Origin of the sequence: Salinibacterium sp. SWN248 (assembly GCF_015864575.1) — a bacterium.
Lineage (GTDB): Bacteria > Actinomycetota > Actinomycetes > Actinomycetales > Microbacteriaceae > Rhodoglobus.
The window spans coordinates 1,087,016-1,108,136 of sequence record NZ_JADYWW010000001.1; the positions used below are offsets into that span (position 1 = coordinate 1,087,016).

Genomic DNA, 21,121 nt, shown 5'->3' on the forward strand with positions numbered 1-21,121 from the left:
CCACAAGTTTTAGGCCGGTTTCATTGAGGAAACACTAGAGACGGCATCCGCAGGCGCTTCGGCGCTCTACGCTGAAGCGATGCACTTGCCATTGAGTACCGCCGTTCTGCCGCTGCTTGAGCATGTTGATGAAATCGGCTCGACCAACCAAGAACTCTTGGCGCGCGCCGCCCGGGGCGAGACTGAACACCTTTCGGCTCTCGTGACCACCAATCAGACGGCCGGTCGCGGACGCTTGGGGCGAGAATGGGTGGCCCCTCCGGGAAAAACATTCGCCGTTTCCGTGCTGGTGGCGCCCGAAAATGCGCCCATTGAAGCACTGTCGTGGATGCCCCTCATCGGCGGGCTGGCGATGGCCCGCGCCGTGCGCAGCTTCGTCACTGACCGCGAGGTGACCCTCAAATGGCCCAATGACGTGCAGATCGAGGGTCTGAAAGTGTCGGGGTTGCTCTCGGAACTCGTGGCGGGCGGCACCGGAGTGATCGTGGGAGCGGGACTGAATCTCACCATCGAGCGCGACGAGCTGCCGACATCCGTCGCCACTTCTCTCGTGTTGGAAGGCGCCGAGCCCAGCTTCGATGAGGCGCTGAGTCGCTACTTGGCCGAACTCGCCCAACTTGTCGAACAATTTATTGCTGCTGGACTCGATCCGGTACGAAGCGGTGTCGCGGATGCCGTGCGGGCCGAGTGCGGAACTATCGGTCGTCGAGTGCGTGTGGAGTTGCCTGGCGGCGCCCGAATCTTTGGAACGGCCGAAACCGTCGACGATAAGGGCCAACTCGTGGTTAAGGATGATGCGAACGGCCTGCTGCAGCACGTCGCGGCCGGCGACGTCACTCACCTGCGGTATGAATGATCTATGCCGAATGAGATGAGCGTTCAGCGTGAGGCTATTGTTGCCCGCGTTCGCTCTCACGCGCGTGCACTGGCGTTCCCGGGCATCGTTTTCGTGGCGACGGCGGGTGCTCTCGGCTATTTCTTCGGCAGTTTCCCGGAGGATTGGCAGAATCTCGCGCTCCTCACCGCTGGGCTGCTCCTCATTGTCGTGGCGTGGTTCTTGCCCTTCTTTGGCTGGCTTGCCCGCAATTACACGATCACGACGCGGCGCGTGGTGCTCTCGAGTGGAGTCTTTGTGCGCATCCGGCAAGAGTTGCTGCACAGTCGTGGCTACGACGTCACGGTGCGTCAGTCCTGGATTCAGCGGATGTTCGGCAGCGGTGATCTGCTCATCAACGCCGGTCACGATCACCCCGTCGTGCTGCGCGACATTCCCTCTGTCGCGCTCACGCAAGCAGCTCTGCACGACCTTATGGAGAACAACCAAAACGTGGTTTCGCTGCGTCGGCAGCGGGAAGAATCGCAGGCGTCAGACGAGACCGCCGTGTGGGGAACCCGCTAAAGCGCAGCCTTTCCGGCGACGTTGGCGCGGCATCCGCGTGAGCAAGTTACTCGGCGTCAACTCTCATCAGATAGGCTGCCCGGCGTGAAGATTTCTGTAATCGGTTGTGGGTATTTGGGCGCCGTTCACGCGGCATCGATGGCAAAGCTTGGTCATGAGGTTGTCGGTATCGACATTGATGCGGCAAAAGTCGCGTCACTGTCGCAAGGACTAGCTCCTTTCTATGAACCCGGATTGCCGGAGTTGCTGAGCGAGACCGTTGCCGCTGGCTCGCTCGAGTTCTCAACGGAGATGTCTCGCGCTGGCGATGCACTCGTGCATTTTGTCGCGGTGGGAACACCGCAGATGGCCGATTCGAACGCGGCCGATCTGCGTTTCGTCGATGCAGCCTTCGACGCATTGCTGCCGTTCATCGGCCCGGGTCACGTTGTCGTGGGCAAATCGACTGTTCCCGTGGGCACTGCCCAGCGACTGGCCGATCTGGTTGAAGCCACCGGCGCACGCCTCGCGTGGAATCCAGAGTTCTTGCGTGAAGGCTTCGCCGTGCAAGACACGATTGCACCCGATCGACTCGTTTACGGCGTTCGTGACGGCGACGAGTTTGCAGCGAATGTTCTCGACGAGGCATATGCCTCTATCTTGGAGCGCGATACCCCCCGAATCATCACGGACTTTGCAACAGCGGAACTCGTTAAGGTCGCAGCGAACGCGTTCCTCGCCACCAAAATTTCGTTCATCAACGCGATGGCTGAAGTGGCCGAAGTTGTCGGTGCCGATGTCACTCAGCTTGCTGACGCCATCGGGCACGACCAGCGCATCGGTCGTCGTTTCTTGAACGCCGGTCTCGGTTTCGGCGGTGGCTGCCTGCCGAAGGACATCCGTGCTTTCATGGCGCGCGCGTCAGAGCTCGGTGCTGGCGATGCCCTCAGCTTCTTGGGCGAGGTCGACGCGATCAATCTTCGCCGACGCGAGCGCATGGTTGATCTGTGCCGCGAAGTGCTTGGCGGAACGATCAAGGGCGCACGAGTCGCCGTCTTGGGGCTCGCTTTCAAGCCTGATTCCGATGACGTTCGTGATTCACCAGCGCTCGATGTTGCAGCCAAGCTCGCGGAGCTGGGTGCTCACGTGCGGGCCACTGACCCTCAAGCAATCGAAACCTCGCGTCGAGTACGTCCCGGTCTTGACTACGTCGAGACCGTGGAAGAAGCGGCGAAGGATGCCGATGTCGTTCTCGTGCTCACCGAATGGCGCGAGTACCGTGCCATTGATCCGAGCACTCTTGACTCAATCGTTTCGGTGCGCGCGATCCTCGATGGGCGAAACTGCCTGGACCCGGTGCAGTGGCGAGAGGCCGGCTGGACCTACCGCGCGCTCGGTCGTCCCTAGCGCGGCGTCTGCCGCGGCATCCACTGCGATGTGAGCGGCATGGGTTGCGGCTCGTGCTGACTGCGCGGCGGCGTGCTCGGCAGCAAGAACACCGCGGCTGGGGCTGAATACCCACCAGCGGTAGAGCGCAAAACGGAATACCGCACCGAGAGCGAGACCGACGACGTTGGTCGCGATGTTATCGGCGAGCAGCGACGTGAAGTCGAGCACGTAGTGCGACACCCACAGGCACAGTAGGCCGATTCCCATTCCGGCGACGCTCACTACCGCGAACTCAGCACCCTCGCGCGTGGCGCCAGTGCGGCCGGTCGTGGCGAATGTCCAGCGACGGTTACCGATCCAGTTCGCGCCGATGGCGAGAGTGGTGGAAATCACTTTGGCGACCACAGGGCCTTCGTGCAGCACATCAGGTGAGAGAATTGTGAGCCGCAACAGATTGAATACTGCGACATCGATCACAAGCCCACCGAGGCCCACTACGCCGAAACGTAGAAACTGGCCGAGCAGCTTTCGCATGTGATCTCTCCAGTAGACAAGAATGGGGCAGGGCGGTTGGAAGTCTAACCCGCCAACCTAAGCCCGAAACTGGGCATCATCCTAGATAGTGCAGGAGTCTTGAATGCGACCTATCGTCGGCGTCATTGGCGGAGGCCAGTTGGCCAGAATGATGATCCCGCGTGCCATCGAGCTCGGTTTCGAGCTGCGCGTACTGGCAGAGACCGAAGGAATGTCGGCCTCCCTCGCCGCCACAGCGGTCGGCGATTACACGGATGCCGCGACGGTCCTAGAGTTTGCCCACGACGTTGATGTGATCACCTTCGACCACGAGCACGTGCCTCAGGATGTGCTTGCTGCTCTCGTGGAGGCTGGCGTCGCCGTGCATCCGGGGCCCGCTCCGCTCGCTGTTGCTCAAGACAAGATTCTGATGCGCCAGGAGCTGACGCGCCTGGGGCTGCCGGTTCCTGTCTGGGCCAGTGTCTCGAACGCAGCCGAGCTCGACACGTTTATTGCGGAAAACGGTGGTCGCGTCATCGTGAAGACACCGCGTGGCGGATACGACGGCAAGGGCGTCCGCATCGTGGCCGCCGCCTCCGAGGTGGCTGACTGGTTCGAAGCCGGCAACCCGCTGCTGGCCGAAGAACTTGTCTCGTTCACTCGCGAGCTTGCCCAACTGGCTGCTCGAAGCCCCAGCGGAGAAGTAGCGCTCTGGCCTCTCGTGGAGTCCATCCAGCTCGATGGCGTCTGTGCCGAAGTGATTGCTCCCGCTCCCCGAGCACAAGCGTCCCTCTCCGAAGCCGCCGCCGCCATTGCTCGCGCGGTCGCCGAGAAACTCGGCGTCACGGGTGTGCTTGCCGTAGAGCTCTTCGAAACGACCGACGGTGAATTGCTCATCAACGAACTCGCAATGCGCCCGCACAACAGCGGACACTGGACGATGGATGGCGCGGTCACGAGCCAATTCGAACAGCACGTGCGTGCCGTGCTCGATCTTCCGCTCGGCTCGACAGCCGCCCGCTCACCGTGGACGGTCATGATCAACGTTCTCGGCGGCCCCACTTCGGGCACTATCGCTGAGCGTTACCCGCTTGCTCTCGCCAACCAACCGACAGCAAAGTTCCACGAATACGGCAAAGCGCCGCGCCCCGGCCGCAAGGTGGGGCACGTGAATGTGAGTGGCGACGACCTCGACGACGTCATGTACCGGGCGCGTGCCGCAGCAGCATTTCTGAAGGATTGAGACCTAGCATGGGTTCCGTGACTCAACCGCAAGTAGCTGTCGTAATGGGATCAGACTCCGACTGGAAGGTCATGGTCGACGCTTCGGCGGCGCTTAAGGACTTCGGGATCGAGCACGAGGTCAGTGTGGTTTCGGCGCACCGCAGTGCTGAGAAGATGATTGCGTTCGGCAAAGAGGCTGCTAGTCGCGGCATCCGGGTGATTATTGCCGGTGCGGGTGGGGCAGCTCACCTTCCTGGCATGCTCGCTTCGGTAACGACGCTGCCGGTGATCGGCGTTCCCGTTCCGTTGTCGCGTCTTGATGGCATGGATTCGCTGTTGTCCATCGTTCAAATGCCGGCCGGCATCCCGGTCGCCACGGTGTCCATTGGTGGAGCGCGCAATGCGGGCATCCTCGCCGCTCGCATTCTTGGTTCAGGCGATGCCGAACTCACGACGAAGCTTGCGGACTACGCTGCCGGGCTTGAAGCCATGGTGGCTGAGAAAAACGCTGCATTGAACGCGAGCCTGTGAGCGCAACAAGTTCCCTTCGTCAGCCCGCCGATCGCTCAGCGGCGACGATGACGAAGCGCGCGTGGTGGTTGCTCGGGCTCAACATTCTCATTCCCGGTTCGGCCCAATTGTTGGCCGGAAACCGCAAACTTGGGCGCTTTGGTGTCGTCGCCAGCTTGATCTTTGTGTTGCTGGTAGTGGTGGGGCTTGTGCTCTCGGTAGCGTCACCGGGCACTCTCTTTACGATCGGCAGCAGCACGATCGGTCTCTGGGCGATTGCGCTGGTCCTCGTCTTTTATGCCGTGTTGTGGATCGTGCTGACTCTCAACGCGTGGAGTATTTCTGGACTTGGCCGCGCGACACCGAGTGGCCGCGCGATCGTTGCCGCCTTCAGCGCGCTCGTGCTCGTCGCCATCGCCGGGACCGCAGGCTACGGCGCCTATGTCGCGACCACGGCGAGCACTTTCTTGAGTGATGTCTTCGTCGCAGCGCCGACCAAAGAACCCATCGATGGGCGCTACAACATTCTCTTGCTCGGCGGAGACGCCGGAGCAGACCGCGACGGGCTTCGACCTGACAGCATCACCCTCGCGAGCATCGACGCCGAAACCGGCGAAGCGGTACTGATCGGTTTGCCCCGCAACATGGAACGCATCCCGTTCGTTGAGGGGTCGCCGCTGGCGGCTAAGTATCCAGACGGCTACGGAGTCTACGGCTGCGACGTCGACGTGTGTCTGTTGAACTCGGTCTACACCGAAGTTGAACTTAACACCCCTGAGTTATATCCGGATGCCGTAGCGAACGGCAGCACGCCCGGAATCGAAGCAATGCGAGACGCTGTCGAAGGCATCACCGGTCTCAGCATCCAGTACTACGCCCTCATCGATATGCAGGGCTTCTCAGACCTTATCGATTCACTCGGCGGAGTCACGATCAATGTCGAAGAGGCCGTGCCGATTCATGCGGATGCGGAATTCACGATCGTTGCCGAATGGATCCCCGCTGGCGTGCAGGTCATGGACGGCTATCACGCCCTCTGGTACGCCCGCTCGCGCCACGACACCACCGATTACGACCGGATGGAACGCCAGCGTCAGTTGCAGCAGGCAGTCGTCGAGCAGTTCACGCCGTCGAATGTGCTCACCAAGTTTCAGGCCATCGCGTCGGCGAGTTCGCAGGTCGTCACGACCGATATTCCGCAGGGAAGTCTGGGCTACTTCGTGAACCTGGCCTCTAAGACGCGCTCGCTGCCGATCGGTTCGCTCGAGTTGGTTCCTGCCAACGACATCGACCCCGAATACCCCGACTTCGAGTACGTGCGCGAACTCGTTGCCGGTGTCACCACCTCGAGCGTGCCTGAGGAAGGCGCCGAGTAGCGAGCGCTACTCAGCGGCGTCGTGTTGTGCGGCCCTTAGAGGTCAGCGTGGAGCTGCCAGACCTTCTCGGCTGACATGCGCCAGCTGAAGGCCCGCGCGCGGTCCTGGCCGGCGTAGAACAAGCGCTCAGCGAAGGGGGCATCGTTGAGCACTCGATTGATTCCCTCGGCGAGAGCTTCGGGGTATCCCTCGGCTGGTTCGCGCTCGATAACTACTCCCGCATCGGCGGCGAGTTCGAGCAGAGCGGGCGCATCGGAATGTACGACCGGGATGCCGAAAGAGAGCGCTTCAAGCACGGGCATGCCGAAGCCGACATCGAGATTGGGGTAAATGAAGGCCGCGGCGTGGTCGAAAATGACCGAAAGATCGTCGTTGCTCACGGTTCCCATGCCACGAACACGTTCGGGGCTGATCTTTTCGGCGGCGAGAAACTCGGCGATGCTTTCGTCGTCGGGCTCAGGGCCCACCAGAAGCAGCACAACGTCCTCATCGATTTCTCGGAGGCCCCGGATGAGGTGGTCGATTCCGCGGTGCGGGTCGAGGCCACCGATCGCCAGCAAGAATCGCTGCGGGAGGTCGAGTTCGTTGGCGCGTTCGTCGATGTTCTCGGGAATGCGCAGGCTTGCGCTTGCTGCACCGCTGATCACGCGCACGCGGTCGCCAAAGTTGGCGATTCCTTCGAGTTGCTGCGCGACGGTGTGGCTGGGCACCACGATCGCGTCGGCATACTTTTCTGCGCGCTTGAGCATCGCGCGGGCCCACCCGGCTTGCCTGCTGCCGAGAGATTCGGGACGCGTCCAGGCGACAACGTCATGCACGGTGACGGCGATTTGTTCGCCACGGTTAAGGCGGTCGTGGCGGCGTAACGGAGCCATCAGGCTGGGGGCATGCAGCATTCCGTGGCCGGGAATCTTCGTGAAACCGTGATGCCACGACGCGCGCAGCTCTCGGCGACTGAGGGCACTTTTGTGCAGTTTCGCCAAATTGGGGAGGCGGTCAGCGATGAGGTCATACTCGGTCTCGGTCGACGCTGAGACGAACGCTTCAACCGTGCAGTTGGCGGGGGCGACGTTGATGAGTTCTCGAGTCAACTCTTCGGTGTACCGGGCAACACTGCCGGGGGTCGGCGAGAGCATCTCATCGATGATGACGCGGAGAGTGGTCATTCGGCAGTCAACGCTCCTGATTCAAAGGCGGCTTTAAGGGCCTGCTTCCAATCACGCATCGGATCAATCCCCGCATCGAGCCATGCATGGTGACCCAAAACAGAGAAGCCCGGTCGCGGAGCAGGCCGCGTGAAAGCTGAACTGTCGGTCGGCTTGACCCTATCAGGATCGAGCCCAGCACAGACGAATACGGCTTGAGCAAGATCGAACCAGCTAGCGCGGCCCGAGTTGGTGCCGTGGAAGATGCCAGCGGGTGTGCCAGCGTCGACGAGAGTAACAAGTTGAGCGGCGAGATCGCCCGTCCACGTGGGTTGGCCGTGCTGATCGTTGACTACCTCAAGAGTGTCGCGGTCAGCGGCCAGCTTCAGCATGGTGCGCGGAAAGCTGGAGCCGTTCTTGCCATACAGCCATGCCGTGCGCACGATTGCCGTGCGACCGGGGTTGTGCTCGAGTGCGAGCAACTCGCCGGCCGCCTTCGTGCGACCGTACGCCGATACCGGATGCCTAACCGCGTCTTCCGCGTAGGGCTCGGTAGCCGTGCCGTCGAACACGTAATCCGTGGAGAGCTGCACGAGGCGTGCTCCGTGCGCTGCCGCGGCGAGGGCGAGGTTGTGGGGGCCGACAGCGTTGACGAGGTGAGCGTTCTCTTCGTCAGTTTCAGCGTCATCCACCCGGGTGTATGCGGACGCGTTGATGATGACATCGAATCCGCCCAGTACATCGAGGGCTGCGGCAGCATCGGTGATGTCGAGTTCGGCTCGCGTGAAACCGGTTGCATCGTGCTGCGCGAGAGCGAGCATGAGGTCGGTGCCGAGCATTCCGCCCGCACCGACAACAGCAATTCGGGTCACAACGCAGCCTTTTCCTTGAGGGGTTCCCACCACTGGCGGTTATCCCGGTACCACTGCACAACGTCAGCGAGGCCCTGTTCGAACGGCACTTGGGGTGCGTAGCCGAGCTCTGACTGGATCTTGGAAATATCGACGCTGTAGCGCAGATCGTGGCCGAGGCGGTCCTCAACGCGATCAACCGACGACCAGTCTGTGCCGGTGTGGTCGAGCATCATCTGAGTGAGCTCCTTATTGGTGAGCTCAGTGCCGCCGCCAATGTTGTAAATTTCACCTGCGCGGCCGCCAGTGACGACGAGCGCGATGCCGCGGCAGTGGTCGTCGACATGCAGCCAGTCACGGATGTTGTTGCCCTCACCGTAGAGAGGCACGTGCTTGCCGTCGATCAAGTTTGTGACGAACAGCGGGATCAACTTTTCAGGGAAGTGATACGGGCCGTAGTTGTTCGAGCACCGTGTGATCGACACGTTGAGACCGTGCGTGCGGTAGTAGCTGCGCGCCAACAAATCGCTGCCCGCTTTCGACGCGGAATACGGGGAGTTGGGCTCGAGCGGCTGGAGTTCATCCCATGAACCTTCGGCAATCGAGCCGTAGACCTCATCCGTCGACACATGAACGAATCGAGGCGTCTTCGCGCGGAGTGCAGCGTCGAGCAGGCGTTGGGTGCCAAGAACGTTGGTCTCGACGAATGCGCTCGCATCGCGCACCGAGCGATCGACGTGGGACTCGGCAGCGAAGTGAACGATCGCGTCGATGTCGCCGAGAAGAGTGTCAAGAAGGTCGGCATCACGAATGTCGCCCTCGACGAAGCTGAAGCGAGGGGAATCGGCGACGGGAGCAAGATTTTCTAGGTTGCCGGAATAGGTGAGGGCATCGAGCACCACAACATCGGCGCCAGCGAGCCCGGGGTACTCATCCTGAAGGGTGCGGCGAACAAAGTTCGAGCCAATGAATCCGGCGCCGCCGGTCACGAGAAGCTTCATGAAGGGTTCCTGTCGTTCGAGGGCGTGGAGCCGGTGGTGGATGCCGCAGCACCCGTGTGGGGGAACTCCGAAGCAAGCGTGCGCTTGAGTGCATCCTGCAAGGAGTACGTCGCGGTATAGCCGGAGCTGCGCAAGCGATCGGTGTTCACTGTCGTGTCGGCCGCAAACTTGCGAATACGCACCGCGCTGATCGGAAACGTGCGTCGGGTGATTTTAGCCGCAGCATCGAAAACATAGCCCGCAGCTATCCCCAAGGGGAGCGGCAAACGAAGGCCGCTGGCGGCGTGCACGTTCATTTCGTCGCGCAGGATCGAGATGAGTTCCTTGGTGGAGAGGTCGGGCTTGTCTGCGAAGTTTCGGATCTCGATGCCGGTGGGGGCATCCAGCCGGCTCGCGATGTAGCCCACGATGTTGCCGACATACGACATCGACTTCTTGTTGTCGCCCTTGCCGACCATGATGAAGCGGCCAGACGAGACTTGCTTGGCGAGGTTGTAGACGTTGCCACGGTTGCCCTCGCCGAAAACGACAGAGGGACGCACAATAGCCAACGAGCGTGAGGCATCCGCGTTCGCCCAAGCACTGAACACGCCTTCGGCGGCCAACTTGGAGCGGCCGTATTCATTAAACGGTTCTGGCACGGAGTCTTCGGCCGCGTCATTCTTGTCGAGGCCATAAATTGCAACGGTGCTGGTGAAAACGATACGACGGATGTCGTTGGCTTCGGCAGCAGCAATGAGAGCGTGCGCTCCGCCGACATTCACCTCGGTGTAGAGGCTCAGTGGGGAGACATCGTCGCGGTGTTCGGCGGCAAGATTGATGATTGCGTCGTGACCAACACTGGCGGTCGTGAGTTCATCCGCCGAGCGCACGTCTCCGGTAACGGACTGTTCAGGAAAGAGCGCGGAAACCTGGCGGTCAAAGTTGGTGAATGTGTGGCCCTGTTCGTGCAGGGTTTCGAGCAGGCGAGTGCCGATAAAGCCACTACCGCCGACGACGAGAATCTTCATAATGTTGTTTTCTCTCTTTGCGACAGATTTTTTGTTCACCAGACACCCGTGCTGATCAACAGCGCAATTATCCACTGATCTCTTGGGCGTCGCCTGAGTTGTGACGCGCGGCGAGCGAGAGCAAAGCGGGCACGCAGGTTTCGTTTCTCGACGAGCTCACTCATCCGCTCGATTTCGGGTCGATGAGCATCGTCAGCCACACGGAGCGCGATGCCGGCCAAGAGTCGTGCTTGACCGCGGTGCCACTGCTCTCGCACGAGTGCTAGACGGGAGAATGCGGAACGCGCACCGACGTTGGCGCCCATGACGTTGGCGTCATGTTGGCGATATTCCACGGTGGGTACCGCATCGATGTGCCAGGTCCAGCCCTTGGCGCGGGCCACAACGTAGAGCAACCAGTCGTGATACTGCGGCAGCGGGGCGGCGTCGGCAGCATCGAGCAGCTCACGCGTGACCGCAACGAGGCGGTTCGACATCAGAAAGGTGGAGCCGGGGCCGGGGCTCTCAAGCAGGTAGTCAAAGCGGCGCTGCGGAAAATCCTTCTTGACGAGGCTGCGTTCGCCCTCGGCAGTGAACGACGTGACGTTTGAGGAGACTCCGTCGGCACCCAACTCTTGGCTCAAGCGCACGTGGGTCGCAAGTTTCGTCGGGATCCAAATATCGTCTTGATCGCAGAATGCGTAGAACTCGCGGTCAGCGGGGGAAAGTTGCACGAGGCGGTAGAAGTTCGCGGCGGCACTGCCCGAAGCACCATCACTCGGGATGACGGTCAGGCGTGGCTCGGAAGCGGCGCGGTCGACCAACCACTCGGCGGTGCCATCGGTCGAGGCGTCATCGCGGGCGAAGATTTCGACCTCAACACCCTCTTGAGCGAGCACACTATCGAGCTGCTCGGGAAGCCAGCGACGACCGTTGTGGGTCGCCAGCAGTACAGCGACGCGGGGGAGCACCCCAGGGGTGAGATCGGCAGGCATAACTCACCAATGATAGTTGGCTTGGCGCTGCGCGCGACGGAAGACGCTGCGCCTTAAGCTGGAGCCATGAGCGCGCCCGAGTCCACCCCCAGCATCTCGGTGGCTCTGTGCACCCACAATGGTGCCGCGTATATCGAAGAACAGCTCGTCAGCATCCTCGAGCAGCAGCCTGGGCCGACGCAATTAGTCGTGTCGGATGACGCCTCACTCGATGATACGATTGTTCGCGTTCGCGAGGTTGCAGCCCGCTATCCCGCGGTGCAGCTCACGGTGTTCGAAAACACCCCACCCCTCGGCGTGACCAAAAACTTCGAACAAGCGATCCGCGCGTGCACGGGCGACCTCATTGCGTTGAGCGATCAGGATGACGTCTGGCACGCGGGCCGGCTCGCGCTTTTTGCGGCCGAGTTTGTGGCGCATCCGGCCGTGGCGCTCATTCACAGCGACGCGCGTCTCGTTGATGGTGGGGGAGCCCCGCTCGGGCACACGCTGTCGGGAGCGCTCGGAGTGAGCAGTGGCGAAGTGGCGAGCATCCATGCAGGCGACGCGTTCTCGGTGATGCTGCGCCGCAACCTGGTCACGGGCGCCTGCACCGTTTTTCGTCGTAGCCTCGTCGAGTTCGCGGCGCCATTCCCGCCGTCGTGGGTTCACGACGAATGGCTCGGCATCATCGCGGCAGCCGTGGCGTCAACAGACTTCGTCGAGCAACCCACGATCGACTACCGGCAACACGGATCGAACCAGATTGGCGCGACGAAGCTCTCGCTCGCCGGAAAATTCGGGCGCATGATGGAGCCTCGGCGTGACCGCAACGCCCGTCTAGAAACGAATATGACCGTGCTGGTCGATCGTTTACAGCGGCTCGGAGCACGCGTCAGCGATGACAAGGTGAATCGCGCACTGGCCAAGCTGGAGCACGAACGCATGCGCAATGCGCTGCCGGAAGGGCGGCTGCGTCGTATTCCTTCCGTGGCCCGCGCCTTCGTTGCCGGCCAGTACGGCCGCTACTCGCGTGGCCCGCTCGACGCCGTACGTGACGTTCTTCAGCCCGTCGACTAACTCTCTGAGCATCCTGAACCGCCCGCTAAGGCTCGCCGGGTAGGATTCCGGGTGTGCAGATACGTGAACTCTCGGTGCCTGATTCCTACGAAATCACCCCCAAACAATTCGCTGACGACCGCGGCGTTTTCTTGGAGTGGTACCGCTTCGACAAGCTTGAAGAGGTAGTGGGGCACCCGCTCGACCTTCGGCAGGCCAATACTTCGGTCTCTCAGCGTGGCGTTGTGCGGGGCATCCACTATGCGGATGTTCCTCCCGGGCAAGGCAAGTACGTCACGGTCACGCACGGCCGCGGCATCGATTTCGTTGTCGATATCCGCGAAGGGTCGCCGACCTTTGGCCAGTGGGACTCGGTCATCCTCGACACCGTCGACCGTCGTGCCGTTTATGTTGCTGAGGGTCTTGGCCACGCGTTCATCGCGCTCACTGACGACGCCACTCTCACCTACCTCGTAAGCGACGTGTACAAGCCAGGAGCCGAACACGACATCAACGTGCTCGACCCGGAGATCGGCTTGGTCTTCCCGCCCGAGCTCGGTGACCTCGTTCTCTCGCCCAAAGATAAGATTGCGCCCACCCTTGCCGAACGCCTCGCCGATGGCTCACTGCCGTCGTACGCGGCCGTCAAGGAGTACTACGAGGCGAACCGAAAGGAACGCAACTAATGCGCGGAATCATCCTGGCCGGCGGTAGTGGAACGCGCCTCTGGCCCATCACCAAGGGCATCTCCAAGCAGCTCATGCCCATCTACGACAAGCCGATGGTCTACTACCCCTTGTCGACGTTGATGAGTGCGGGCATCCGCGAAATTTTGATCATCACGACTCCGGATGACCAAGCCCAGTTCCAGCGCCTCTTGGGCGATGGCAGCGAGCTCGGCATCGAACTGTCGTATGCCGTGCAGCCCTCGCCGGACGGGCTCGCGCAGGCATTCATCATTGGCGAAGAGTTCATTGGCGACGAAAAGGTCGCGCTCGTCTTGGGCGACAACATTTTCCATGGCATGGGGCTCGGTTCGAACCTGCGCCAGCACAACGACATCGACGGTTCGCTGATCTTCGCGTACCACGTGCGCAATCCGCGCGCCTACGGTGTCGTCGAATTCGACGAGAACTTCATCGCGCAGTCGATCGAAGAGAAGCCGCTCGAGCCCAAGAGCAACTACGCGGTGCCCGGCCTCTACTTCTACGACAACTCGGTGATCGAGATCGCCAAGTCGATCACGCCGAGTGCTCGTGGTGAACTCGAAATCTCGACCATCAATGAGCGCTACCTCAGTGAAGGCAAGCTGCAGGTCAACGTGCTTGACCGTGGTACGGCCTGGCTCGACACCGGAACCTTCGAGTCGATGGTTCAGGCCACCGAATTCGTGCGCGTCATTGAAGACCGCCAGGGCTACAAGATCGGCTGCATCGAAGAGATCGCGTGGCGCGCTGGCTGGATTTCGGATGACCAGCTCGCCGCCCTCGCCGCCCCTCTCGTCAAGAGTGGGTATGGCGTTTACCTCGAAGGACTGTTGGCGGCAACGAAGTGACTCGCGTACTGATCATCACGGGTGACCCAATCGGTCCCCGGATGGCCGGCCCCGCGATTCGCTCGTGGAACATGGCTCTCGCGCTCGCCGAAGCGGGCAACGAGGTCACGCTCATGACGACGACCAAGCTTCAGCCGGTGGATGCTCCCTTCGAGCTCACGCTCGTCACGCCGGGGGAGAACGACGCCTTCGCGAAACTCGAACAGTGGTGCGATGTTGTGGTCTTCCAAGGCCACGCCATGCGCCAGTTCGAGGTGTTGCGTACGACAGACAAGATCACCGTCGTCGATATTTACGACCCCATGCATCTCGAAATGCTTGAGCAGGGACGCGAACTTGCGCGTGCCACGTGGGAGCTTCGCGTCACGACCGCTACTGAGGTGCTCAACGAGCAGCTCGCGCTCGGCGACTTCTTCATGTGCGCCTCCGAACGCCAACGCCTGTTCTACTTCGGCCAGATGGCCGCCCTCGGGCGCCTCAGTCCCACTACGTACGAAAATGACCCGCACCTCGAAGGCCTTCTCAGCGTGGTGCCGTTCGGGCTCGAAGGCACACCACCCGCCCACGAGCGCAACACCCTCAAGGGTGTTCTGCCGGGCATCAACGCCGACGACAAGCTCATGATCTGGGGCGGCGGCGTCTACAGCTGGTTCGACCCCAAGACTCTGATCCGCGCCGTCGCGAAGCTGGCTGAAACTCGCGACACGGCCAAGCTCTACTTTCTCGGCACCCGGCATCCGGGAGTCGACCAGATGGGCATCGTGCGCGAATCACACGATTTGGCGAGCGAACTCGGCGCACTCGACACCTCGGTGTTCTTCAACGAGGAGTGGGTCGACTATGCCGACCGCCAAAATTATCTGACCGAAGCGGATGCCGGCGTCAGTACCCACATGTCGCATATTGAGACCACGTTCTCGTTCCGCACTCGCATCCTCGACTATCTCTGGGCTGGCCTGCCTATGGTGGTTACCGAGGGCGACAGCTTTGCTGATCTCATCGAGACCGAGGGCCTTGGTCTTACCGTTCCCGCCCGGGACGTGGATGCTCTCGCCGCAGCCCTCGACCGGGTGCTGTACGACGACGCCTTCATCGCCGAGTGCAAGCGCAACGTCGCGCGCGTTCGTGAAGACTTCTACTGGAAGCGCACCCTTGAGCCTTTGGTGAATTTTGTGGCGAACCCGCAACACGCCGCAGACCACGCCGAAACGCGTCGTCGTGGGGTTGCACTCGGAGGCAAGGTGCGCAAGCCCTACGGCCTGCGGCACGACCTCCGGATGGCGTGGCATCACTTGCGCCATACCGGCGTGAAGGCGACTCTGGGCAAGGCGGTTGCGCGGCTGCGTCGCTAGCTTTCTCTCACAGCGTTCTCCCGACTTCGGGGCGTTAGCTTTGTCGAATGTTGACTGGCGTGCGCTCTGTGCTGTCGCGAACACACCGTCAGTTCGGGATGTTCGTGGCACCCCTTCTGGTGTTCGTCGCGCTCGCCGCTTGGGCACTCTCCTCGCCAGTTGGCGCGAGCCCCGACGATGACTTTCATCTCACCAGTATCTGGTGCGCGACCGGCGATTCTCAGTACTGTGCTCCCAGCGGAGACCCCGGCACCAGGCTCCTTCCCCCGGCGGTAGCTAACCCGGCCTGCTTCGCGTACGACGCTGACAAGAGCGCCGGCTGTCAGAACCGCATCGACTTCACCGCTGGTGCCACTGAAGAAACCGAGCGCGGCAACTTTGCTGGCGGCTACCCGGTCGTCTACTACGGCACCATGAGCATTTTTGTGGGCCCGGATGTTCACGCCTCCGTGCTCGTGATGCGACTGGTCAATATCGCTCTCTTCGTTGGCCTAGGCACTGCGCTCTATCTGCTCCTGCCCGTCAACCGCCGCCAAATTTTGATCTGGCAGTGGGCACTCACGACCGTCCCACTTGGGCTATTCGTGCTCGCATCCAACAATCCGAGCTCATGGGCCATCATGGGCGTTGGCTATGGGTGGCTCGCTCTGCTCGGCTTCTACGAGGCGCGCGGGCGCAAGCGGGTCGCGCTTGGCGCGCTCTATCTGCTGGGGGCTGTGATGGCATCCGGTTCTCGAAGTGACGCGACGGTTCTGTTCATTATCGCTACCTTCGCCGCAGTGCTTTTGTCTGCTCATCGCACGCGTCGATTCTGGCTGTCGTCGATTCTGCCGCTCGTGGGCTTCGCTATCTGTGCGTTGCTGTTTCGGGCTTCGAGGTCGACGGATGCTGTGACCAGCGGTCTCGGCGAGCAGCTGGGGGTCGGTGCGATCGTCCAGCGCATCGCCTACAACCTCACGGAGGTTCCCTCGATTTGGACCGGCATCTTCGGTCAGTCGTGGGGGTTGGGATGGCTTGATACATCAATGCCCGCAGTGGTCTGGGCGAGTGGCCTTGCCGCAATAATCGGTGCCGGGTTTGTTGCGGCGCGGGCGAGTTCAGCGCGCAAGTCTTTCGTGGTGGTGGTGGGGGCGACTGCGCTGGCATTGATTCCCGTAATTTTGCTTGTGCTCTCAGGAAAGGACGTCGGCGATGACTACCAGCCGCGCTATCTCCTTCCTCTCATCGTCGTTTTCATCGGAGCCGTATTCTTCACTGGAGGGACGCAGCAGGTGCGTCTCTCGCGCGTGCAAACGTGGCTCATCGTCGTTGCCCTGTCGGGAGCACAATTCATTGCGTTGTATCTCAATACGCGTCGTTACGTCACGGGAATCGATGCGCTGAGCCCCGATCTCGATGCCGGTCGTGAGTGGTGGTGGAATCTCATCATCACGCCCAACATTGCCTGGATCGTCGGGTCTCTCTGCTTCGCCGGGGCGCTTGCCCTGTTACTTCCCGCGCACCGGGCCACCCGTCTCACCGCAAATGGCGGTGAGACGGTGAACAATTCAGAACCGCCGCGCGTCGTTAGTGGTCTCTGAGATAGCCTGTACGGATGGGACCCGGCCGCTCTGCACCTATTGATGCGTCCGCGCGAACCCGCTTTCTGCGAGGCTTCCGCCTGATCTACTTGGCACCGGTGTTGGCGTTGCTTGCACTTTCGGCGTGGGCCTTTGCCTCGCCGATGGGCGCTGCCCCCGACGACGACTACCATCTCGTCAGTATTTGGTGCGCTACTGGTGACTCCGCAGTGTGCCAACCTGGCGAATCATCCAAAACTCGGTTGGTTCCTTCTGCCGTGCTGCAATCGCCCTGCTACGCGTTTTACAGCGATGAGAGTGCGGCTTGCCAGTCACGACTGGATTACACCGACAGCAAACTCGCTGAAACCAACCGTGGCAACTTTGTGGGAGCCTACCCGCCGCTCTACTACGCGGTGATGAGCAATTTCGTAGGCGAAGATGTGCTCGCGTCAGTGATGGCTATGCGCTTGTTCAACGTTGCTCTCTTCGTTGCACTCACTTCGGCTCTCTACGTCCTCTTGCCTGTCTCCCGGCGCCCGGCTCTGGTGTGGGGGTGGCTACTGACAACGGTTCCCCTCGGCCTCTTTTTGCTTGCCTCAAATAACCCAAGCGGCTGGGCTGTTGCCGGCGTCGGCAGTGCGTGGCTTGCTCTACTCGGCTATTTTGAAACCCCCCACCGCGCCAAACGCATTGCTCTAGGCGCGCTGTTCGTGCTCGCAGTGTTCATGGCGGCTGGTTCCCGGGGAGATTCAGCCCTGTATGTCGTCGGAGGCATCGGTGTCGCCGCGATCATCGCTTTCGAAAATTCGCGACGCTTCTGGACGCTCGCGATTCTCCCGCTGATCATGATCGGCGTCTCGGCCGCGTACTTCCTGAGCGCGCGTCAGACAGCGAGTGGAATTAGTGGCTTCAGCAGTCAGGATGCCGTTCCCGCCTCAACGGAACAGGCCGCCGGTGCTGCAGCGAACCTTGCCGGATTCGGGCTGCTCGCGTACAACTTCCTCAACGTCCCTTCGCTATGGGTAGGGGCATTTGGTGGCTGGGCGCTGGGCTGGCTCGATACGCCCATTCCGGAGTCTGTCACCTTCCTCGCACTCTCCGCGTTCATCGGCGTGGGTTTCGTCGGGCTGTCTGTCTTGAACGGTCGAAAGATTTTCGCCGTAGCCGGCGTGGGTTTCGTGCTCTGGTTACTGCCGACCTATGTGCTCACTCAGGGCGGCGACAAAGTCGGAGAACAGGTTCAGCCCCGCTATATCTTGCCGATCATGGTGATTATGGGCGGGCTGTTGGTTCTTGAGGCCGGGGCCAAACGGTTCCAGCTCGGACGAGTGCAGACTGTCGCCGTAGTCATCGCGCTGAGCGCGGCAAACCTGGTCGCGTTGCACATGAACATGCGTCGCTACGTCACCGGCAACGACGTGCCGGGGTGGAACCTCAACGCGGGCGCCGAATGGTTCTGGTCTGGCGCTCCAGCCCCCATGGTGGTGTGGGGTGTTGGCTCACTCGCTTTCGCCGGCATGGTCATTATTGTGGCGCGGGAAATGGCGCGTGCTGCGGCCATTCGGACGGTGGAGTTAGAACCACAATCGGAGCAGGCGAAGCCGGTTGCGACCGCGGTCTAGCGTTCGCACCGCTTGCTGCGCGTCGATCAATTGCCGCGCAGCACGGCGGAGAGCACGAAGATAAGAATTCGGAGTCGCGAGCTTATCCCGGCAGCGTGACGACGCTAGGAATGCAGCAGAGCACTACGCCGAAGCGGCCCGCCTAGGGAGCCCCGCAGTCGACGAACTAGTCGGACGACCCACTACCGATGATGCGGTAGGTCACTCCTGGCCACTGTTCGGCGCTGCTTACGCGGCGACCGTCAACAAAGGTGCGGATCCCGGGCAGCTGTTCTGCATTCAGGCTGCGGTACTCGTGGTGGTCGGCCTGCACGACGGCAGCGTCCACCGGGTCTCCGTAGCGGTACGGAGTGAAGCCGAGCTTCGTGAGTTCTTCGTCGGTGTAGAGCGGGTCATGCACGAGCACTGTTGCTCCGCGCGACGTGAGCGCATCAACGGCGGCGAAGACTCCGGAGAACGCGGTCTCCTTCACTTCTCCGCGGTAGGCGGCTCCGAGCACGACGACGCGTTCTCCCGCGAGGTCGCCGTGGGCGCCCTCGAGCAGACCGATCGTGTAGTCGGGCATCCCTGCGTTTGCTTCGCGCGCAGCACGCACGATGGTGGCGTCGGGGTCGTTCCACAGATACAGGCGAGGGTAGACGGGGATGCAGTGGCCACCAACGGCGATGCCGGGCTGGTGAATGTGGCTGAACGGCTGTGAGTTCGTAGCCTCAATGACCGCATAGACATCGATGCCGTTCTTGCCGGCGAATCGAGCGAACTGGTTGGCGAGCCCGATGTTGACGTCGCGGTACGTCGTTTCGGCGAGCTTGGCGAGTTCGGATGCTTCGGCCGAACCAAGATCCCAGACGCCGTTTTCGCGTGCGAGGTCGGGGCGCTCGTCAAAGTCGAGTACTTCGTTGTAGAACGCGGTCGCCTGCTTGGCACCTTCAACGGAGAGACCACCAATGAGCTTGGGGTATTTGCGCAGGTCCTCGAAGACTCGACCGGTGAGAACACGTTCGGGCGAGAAGACGAGGTGGAAGTCTTTGCCCTCGGTAAGGCCAGAGACTTCTTCGAGCAGCGGCTTCCACCGGTTGCGGGTCGTGCCAACCGGCAGCGTGGTCTCGTAAGACACGAGAGTGCCAGCAGTGAGGTGCTCGCCAAGGGAGCGCGTGGCGACATCCATCCAGCCGAAGTCAGGCTTAGCGTCTTTGTCGACGAACAGCGGGACAACCAGAACGACAGCATCCGCGCCGGGAATAGCGTCGGCGTAGTCAGTCGTGGCACGCAGTTTGCCTGCGGGAACGAGTTCGCTCAGCTTCTCTTGCAGGTGTGCTTCGCCGGGGAACGGCTCGATGCCTTTATTGACGAGGTCGACGAATGCGGCGTTGATGTCAACGCCAACAACGTCGTGGCCCTTCGAAGCGAATTGAACAGCCAAAGGGAGGCCGATCTTACCGAGAGCAACAACTGCGATTTTCACGAGAGAACGAGTCCTTTGATTGAAAGTGGTCCGCGATTCGTGCGCACCGAAGTGGATCAGTAAACGACTTTAGTCGTCGGAATTGGAACCCTGCCGAGAGATCTCATCCTGCAGGCGAGCCTCAGCGAGAGCGAGCTGGCGAGCAAGTTGAGTGTTAGCCCGGCTGAGTTGAGTTGAACGCTTGAAATCAGTGACCACGTAGAGCAGGAACGCCACGATGAAGCCGTAGAGCAACAGGTCCGTACCGCGGCCGATGCCTACGGCATTGGCCACTGCGGTCAGCAAGCCGGGGGAAAGGATGACGACGACCCCGCCGATCACGGCAAGGAACACCAGCATGCGCCGAACAGCGAGGTGACGTGCGCTGGGTGTCGCCCGAATGAGGTAGAAGGCGATCGCCAATAACGCAACGATCAGAATGATTTGAATGAGCATGCGCGTATCCCTAGTTCACTACGAGATCGAAAAGAATATTGATCGAGTTGAGAAGCGACTGTCCTTTTGCTTTGGAGTAATCCGTGTAAAGCACTTCGACAGGGCTCTCGCCCCAGGGCAACCCGGTTCGACCCAGTTGCAGCACGATCTCTGTCGCGTGGGCCATGCGGTCTTGTTGAAGAGTGAGGCGGGATGCCGCTTCGAGGCTCAACACCCGAAGTCCGTTGTGCGCATCGGTGAGTTTCAGCCCGGTCGTCACGTTGGTGACGCCGACCGCAGTTTTGAGAACGATGCGCTTCAAGATGCCGGGATTGGTGCGGTCGTCGAGAAAACGGGATCCGAACACAATGTCGAGCTTCTCTGTGCGAGCCCGCTCCAGCATCTGGAGCGCGTCAATAATCCGGTGTTGGCCGTCGGCATCGAAGGTGATGATGTGTTCGCAGCCGGGCTGTGCCACGGCGTAGGAAATGGCGGTCTGAAGAGCGGCACCCTGTCCGAGATTCAGCGGGTGGGAGATGACTCGTGCTCCGGCGGCGGCGGCGGCGTGCGCCGAACCATCGGTGCTGCCGTCATCGACGCACACAATGTTGGCAAAGTGGCCTCGAAGCTCGGAGACGACGCCGCCAATCACTGAGGCTTCGTTGTAGAGGGGGATAACGATCCAAGTCGAGGTGTCGAGTCCAGACTGCGAGGCCTCGTTGCTTGATTCGGTATGCATAGC

Annotated in this window: 21 protein-coding genes; 12 read left to right on the forward strand and 9 right to left on the reverse strand. The window is 61.3% G+C overall.

What is annotated here, in order from left to right; translation table 11 throughout:
• The first annotated feature begins 79 nt into the window (after positions 1 to 79).
• From I6E73_RS05150 to I6E73_RS05160, 3 genes are all read left to right on the forward strand, one after another.
• Positions 80 to 856 carry a biotin--[acetyl-CoA-carboxylase] ligase gene (locus I6E73_RS05150; RefSeq protein WP_197123601.1) on the forward strand — a complete coding sequence of 259 codons (777 nt, stop codon included), beginning with the start codon at positions 80 to 82 and terminating at the stop codon, positions 854 to 856.
• A gap of 3 nt (positions 857 to 859) precedes the next feature.
• On the forward strand, positions 860 to 1,399 hold the full coding sequence (locus tag I6E73_RS05155) for a PH domain-containing protein (protein ID WP_197123603.1): 540 nt from the start codon (positions 860 to 862) through the stop codon (positions 1,397 to 1,399).
• Positions 1,400 to 1,483: 84 nt separating this feature from the next.
• Positions 1,484 to 2,785: a UDP-glucose/GDP-mannose dehydrogenase family protein gene (locus tag I6E73_RS05160; RefSeq protein ID WP_197123605.1), complete on the forward strand. Its 1,302-nt coding sequence runs from the start codon at positions 1,484 to 1,486 to the stop codon at positions 2,783 to 2,785.
• On the opposite strand, the gene I6E73_RS05165 is transcribed toward I6E73_RS05160, so the two are convergent.
• Positions 2,684 to 3,301, reverse strand: a complete 618-nt coding sequence (locus I6E73_RS05165; RefSeq protein WP_197123607.1) for a GtrA family protein — start codon at positions 3,299 to 3,301, stop codon at positions 2,684 to 2,686. The genes I6E73_RS05160 and I6E73_RS05165 overlap by 102 nt on opposite strands.
• Positions 3,302 to 3,404: 103 nt before the next feature.
• Between I6E73_RS05165 and I6E73_RS05170 the strand changes: the two genes are divergently transcribed.
• Genes I6E73_RS05170 through I6E73_RS05180 form a run of 3 tightly spaced genes read left to right on the forward strand, consistent with a single transcriptional unit; the run spans position 3,405 to position 6,390 of the window.
• Positions 3,405 to 4,523 (forward strand): 5-(carboxyamino)imidazole ribonucleotide synthase, encoded by a 1,119-nt coding sequence (locus I6E73_RS05170; RefSeq protein ID WP_197123609.1) that lies wholly within the window; start codon positions 3,405 to 3,407, stop codon positions 4,521 to 4,523.
• Between the two features lie 8 nt (positions 4,524 to 4,531).
• Positions 4,532 to 5,035, forward strand: a complete 504-nt coding sequence (gene purE, locus I6E73_RS05175) for a 5-(carboxyamino)imidazole ribonucleotide mutase (RefSeq protein ID WP_197106210.1) — start codon at positions 4,532 to 4,534, stop codon at positions 5,033 to 5,035.
• Complete coding sequence (locus I6E73_RS05180; RefSeq protein ID WP_307784229.1) at positions 5,032 to 6,390, forward strand: LCP family protein; 1,359 nt, start codon at positions 5,032 to 5,034, stop codon at positions 6,388 to 6,390. Before purE ends, I6E73_RS05180 begins: the two co-directional genes overlap by 4 nt.
• A 35-nt stretch (positions 6,391 to 6,425) precedes the next feature.
• Here I6E73_RS05180 and I6E73_RS05185 read toward each other — a convergent pair whose 3' ends face one another.
• From I6E73_RS05185 to I6E73_RS05205, 5 genes are read right to left on the reverse strand one after another with little or no spacing between them, the layout of a single operon-like run.
• Positions 6,426 to 7,556, reverse strand: coding sequence for a glycosyltransferase family 1 protein (locus I6E73_RS05185; protein WP_197123611.1), 1,131 nt, complete (start codon positions 7,554 to 7,556; stop codon positions 6,426 to 6,428).
• A complete protein-coding gene (rfbD, locus tag I6E73_RS05190) occupies positions 7,553 to 8,407 on the reverse strand; it encodes a dTDP-4-dehydrorhamnose reductase (protein WP_197123613.1) in 855 nt (284 codons plus the stop codon). The genes I6E73_RS05185 and rfbD overlap by 4 nt, the downstream gene beginning before the upstream one ends.
• The gene (rfbB, locus tag I6E73_RS05195) at positions 8,404 to 9,387 is read right to left on the reverse strand and encodes a dTDP-glucose 4,6-dehydratase (protein WP_197106207.1); all 984 of its coding nucleotides are present in this window, start codon (positions 9,385 to 9,387) and stop codon (positions 8,404 to 8,406) included. Before rfbB ends, rfbD begins: the two co-directional genes overlap by 4 nt.
• Positions 9,384 to 10,397: an NAD(P)-dependent oxidoreductase gene (locus I6E73_RS05200; RefSeq protein WP_197123615.1), complete on the reverse strand. Its 1,014-nt coding sequence runs from the start codon at positions 10,395 to 10,397 to the stop codon at positions 9,384 to 9,386. The genes rfbB and I6E73_RS05200 overlap by 4 nt, the downstream gene beginning before the upstream one ends.
• A gap of 35 nt (positions 10,398 to 10,432) precedes the next feature.
• Entirely contained in the window at positions 10,433 to 11,371 is a 939-nt protein-coding gene (locus I6E73_RS05205; protein ID WP_197123617.1) for a glycosyltransferase family 2 protein, read from the reverse strand.
• Positions 11,372 to 11,437: 66 nt separating this feature from the next.
• On the opposite strand from I6E73_RS05205, the gene I6E73_RS05210 reads away from it, so the two are divergent.
• Genes I6E73_RS05210 through I6E73_RS05235 form a run of 6 tightly spaced genes read left to right on the forward strand, consistent with a single transcriptional unit; the run spans position 11,438 to position 18,500 of the window.
• Complete coding sequence (locus tag I6E73_RS05210) at positions 11,438 to 12,430, forward strand: glycosyltransferase family 2 protein (protein ID WP_197123619.1); 993 nt, start codon at positions 11,438 to 11,440, stop codon at positions 12,428 to 12,430.
• A gap of 53 nt (positions 12,431 to 12,483) precedes the next feature.
• Positions 12,484 to 13,095, forward strand: coding sequence for a dTDP-4-dehydrorhamnose 3,5-epimerase family protein (locus I6E73_RS05215; RefSeq protein WP_197109607.1), 612 nt, complete (start codon positions 12,484 to 12,486; stop codon positions 13,093 to 13,095).
• Positions 13,095 to 13,964 carry a glucose-1-phosphate thymidylyltransferase RfbA gene (rfbA, locus tag I6E73_RS05220; RefSeq protein WP_197123621.1) on the forward strand — a complete coding sequence of 290 codons (870 nt, stop codon included), beginning with the start codon at positions 13,095 to 13,097 and terminating at the stop codon, positions 13,962 to 13,964. The genes I6E73_RS05215 and rfbA overlap by 1 nt, the downstream gene beginning before the upstream one ends.
• Positions 13,961 to 15,316: a glycosyltransferase family 4 protein gene (locus tag I6E73_RS05225; RefSeq protein ID WP_197123623.1), complete on the forward strand. Its 1,356-nt coding sequence runs from the start codon at positions 13,961 to 13,963 to the stop codon at positions 15,314 to 15,316. The genes rfbA and I6E73_RS05225 overlap by 4 nt, the downstream gene beginning before the upstream one ends.
• 47 nt (positions 15,317 to 15,363) lie before the next feature.
• A complete protein-coding gene (locus tag I6E73_RS05230; RefSeq protein WP_231600562.1) occupies positions 15,364 to 16,896 on the forward strand; it encodes a DUF2142 domain-containing protein in 1,533 nt (510 codons plus the stop codon).
• A 14-nt stretch (positions 16,897 to 16,910) separates the two neighbouring features.
• On the forward strand, positions 16,911 to 18,500 hold the full coding sequence (locus tag I6E73_RS05235) for a DUF2142 domain-containing protein (RefSeq protein WP_197123626.1): 1,590 nt from the start codon (positions 16,911 to 16,913) through the stop codon (positions 18,498 to 18,500).
• A gap of 166 nt (positions 18,501 to 18,666) precedes the next feature.
• On the opposite strand, the gene I6E73_RS05240 is transcribed toward I6E73_RS05235, so the two are convergent.
• The 3 genes from I6E73_RS05240 to I6E73_RS05250 all read right to left on the reverse strand — a co-directional run bounded on the left by I6E73_RS05240 (position 18,667) and on the right by I6E73_RS05250 (position 21,118).
• Entirely contained in the window at positions 18,667 to 19,965 is a 1,299-nt protein-coding gene (locus I6E73_RS05240; RefSeq protein ID WP_197123633.1) for a nucleotide sugar dehydrogenase, read from the reverse strand.
• Between the two features lie 69 nt (positions 19,966 to 20,034).
• A complete protein-coding gene (locus I6E73_RS05245) occupies positions 20,035 to 20,400 on the reverse strand; it encodes a DUF2304 domain-containing protein (protein ID WP_197123636.1) in 366 nt (121 codons plus the stop codon).
• Between the two features lie 10 nt (positions 20,401 to 20,410).
• Positions 20,411 to 21,118, reverse strand: coding sequence for a glycosyltransferase family 2 protein (locus I6E73_RS05250; protein WP_197123638.1), 708 nt, complete (start codon positions 21,116 to 21,118; stop codon positions 20,411 to 20,413).
• Positions 21,119 to 21,121: the final 3 nt, after the last annotated feature.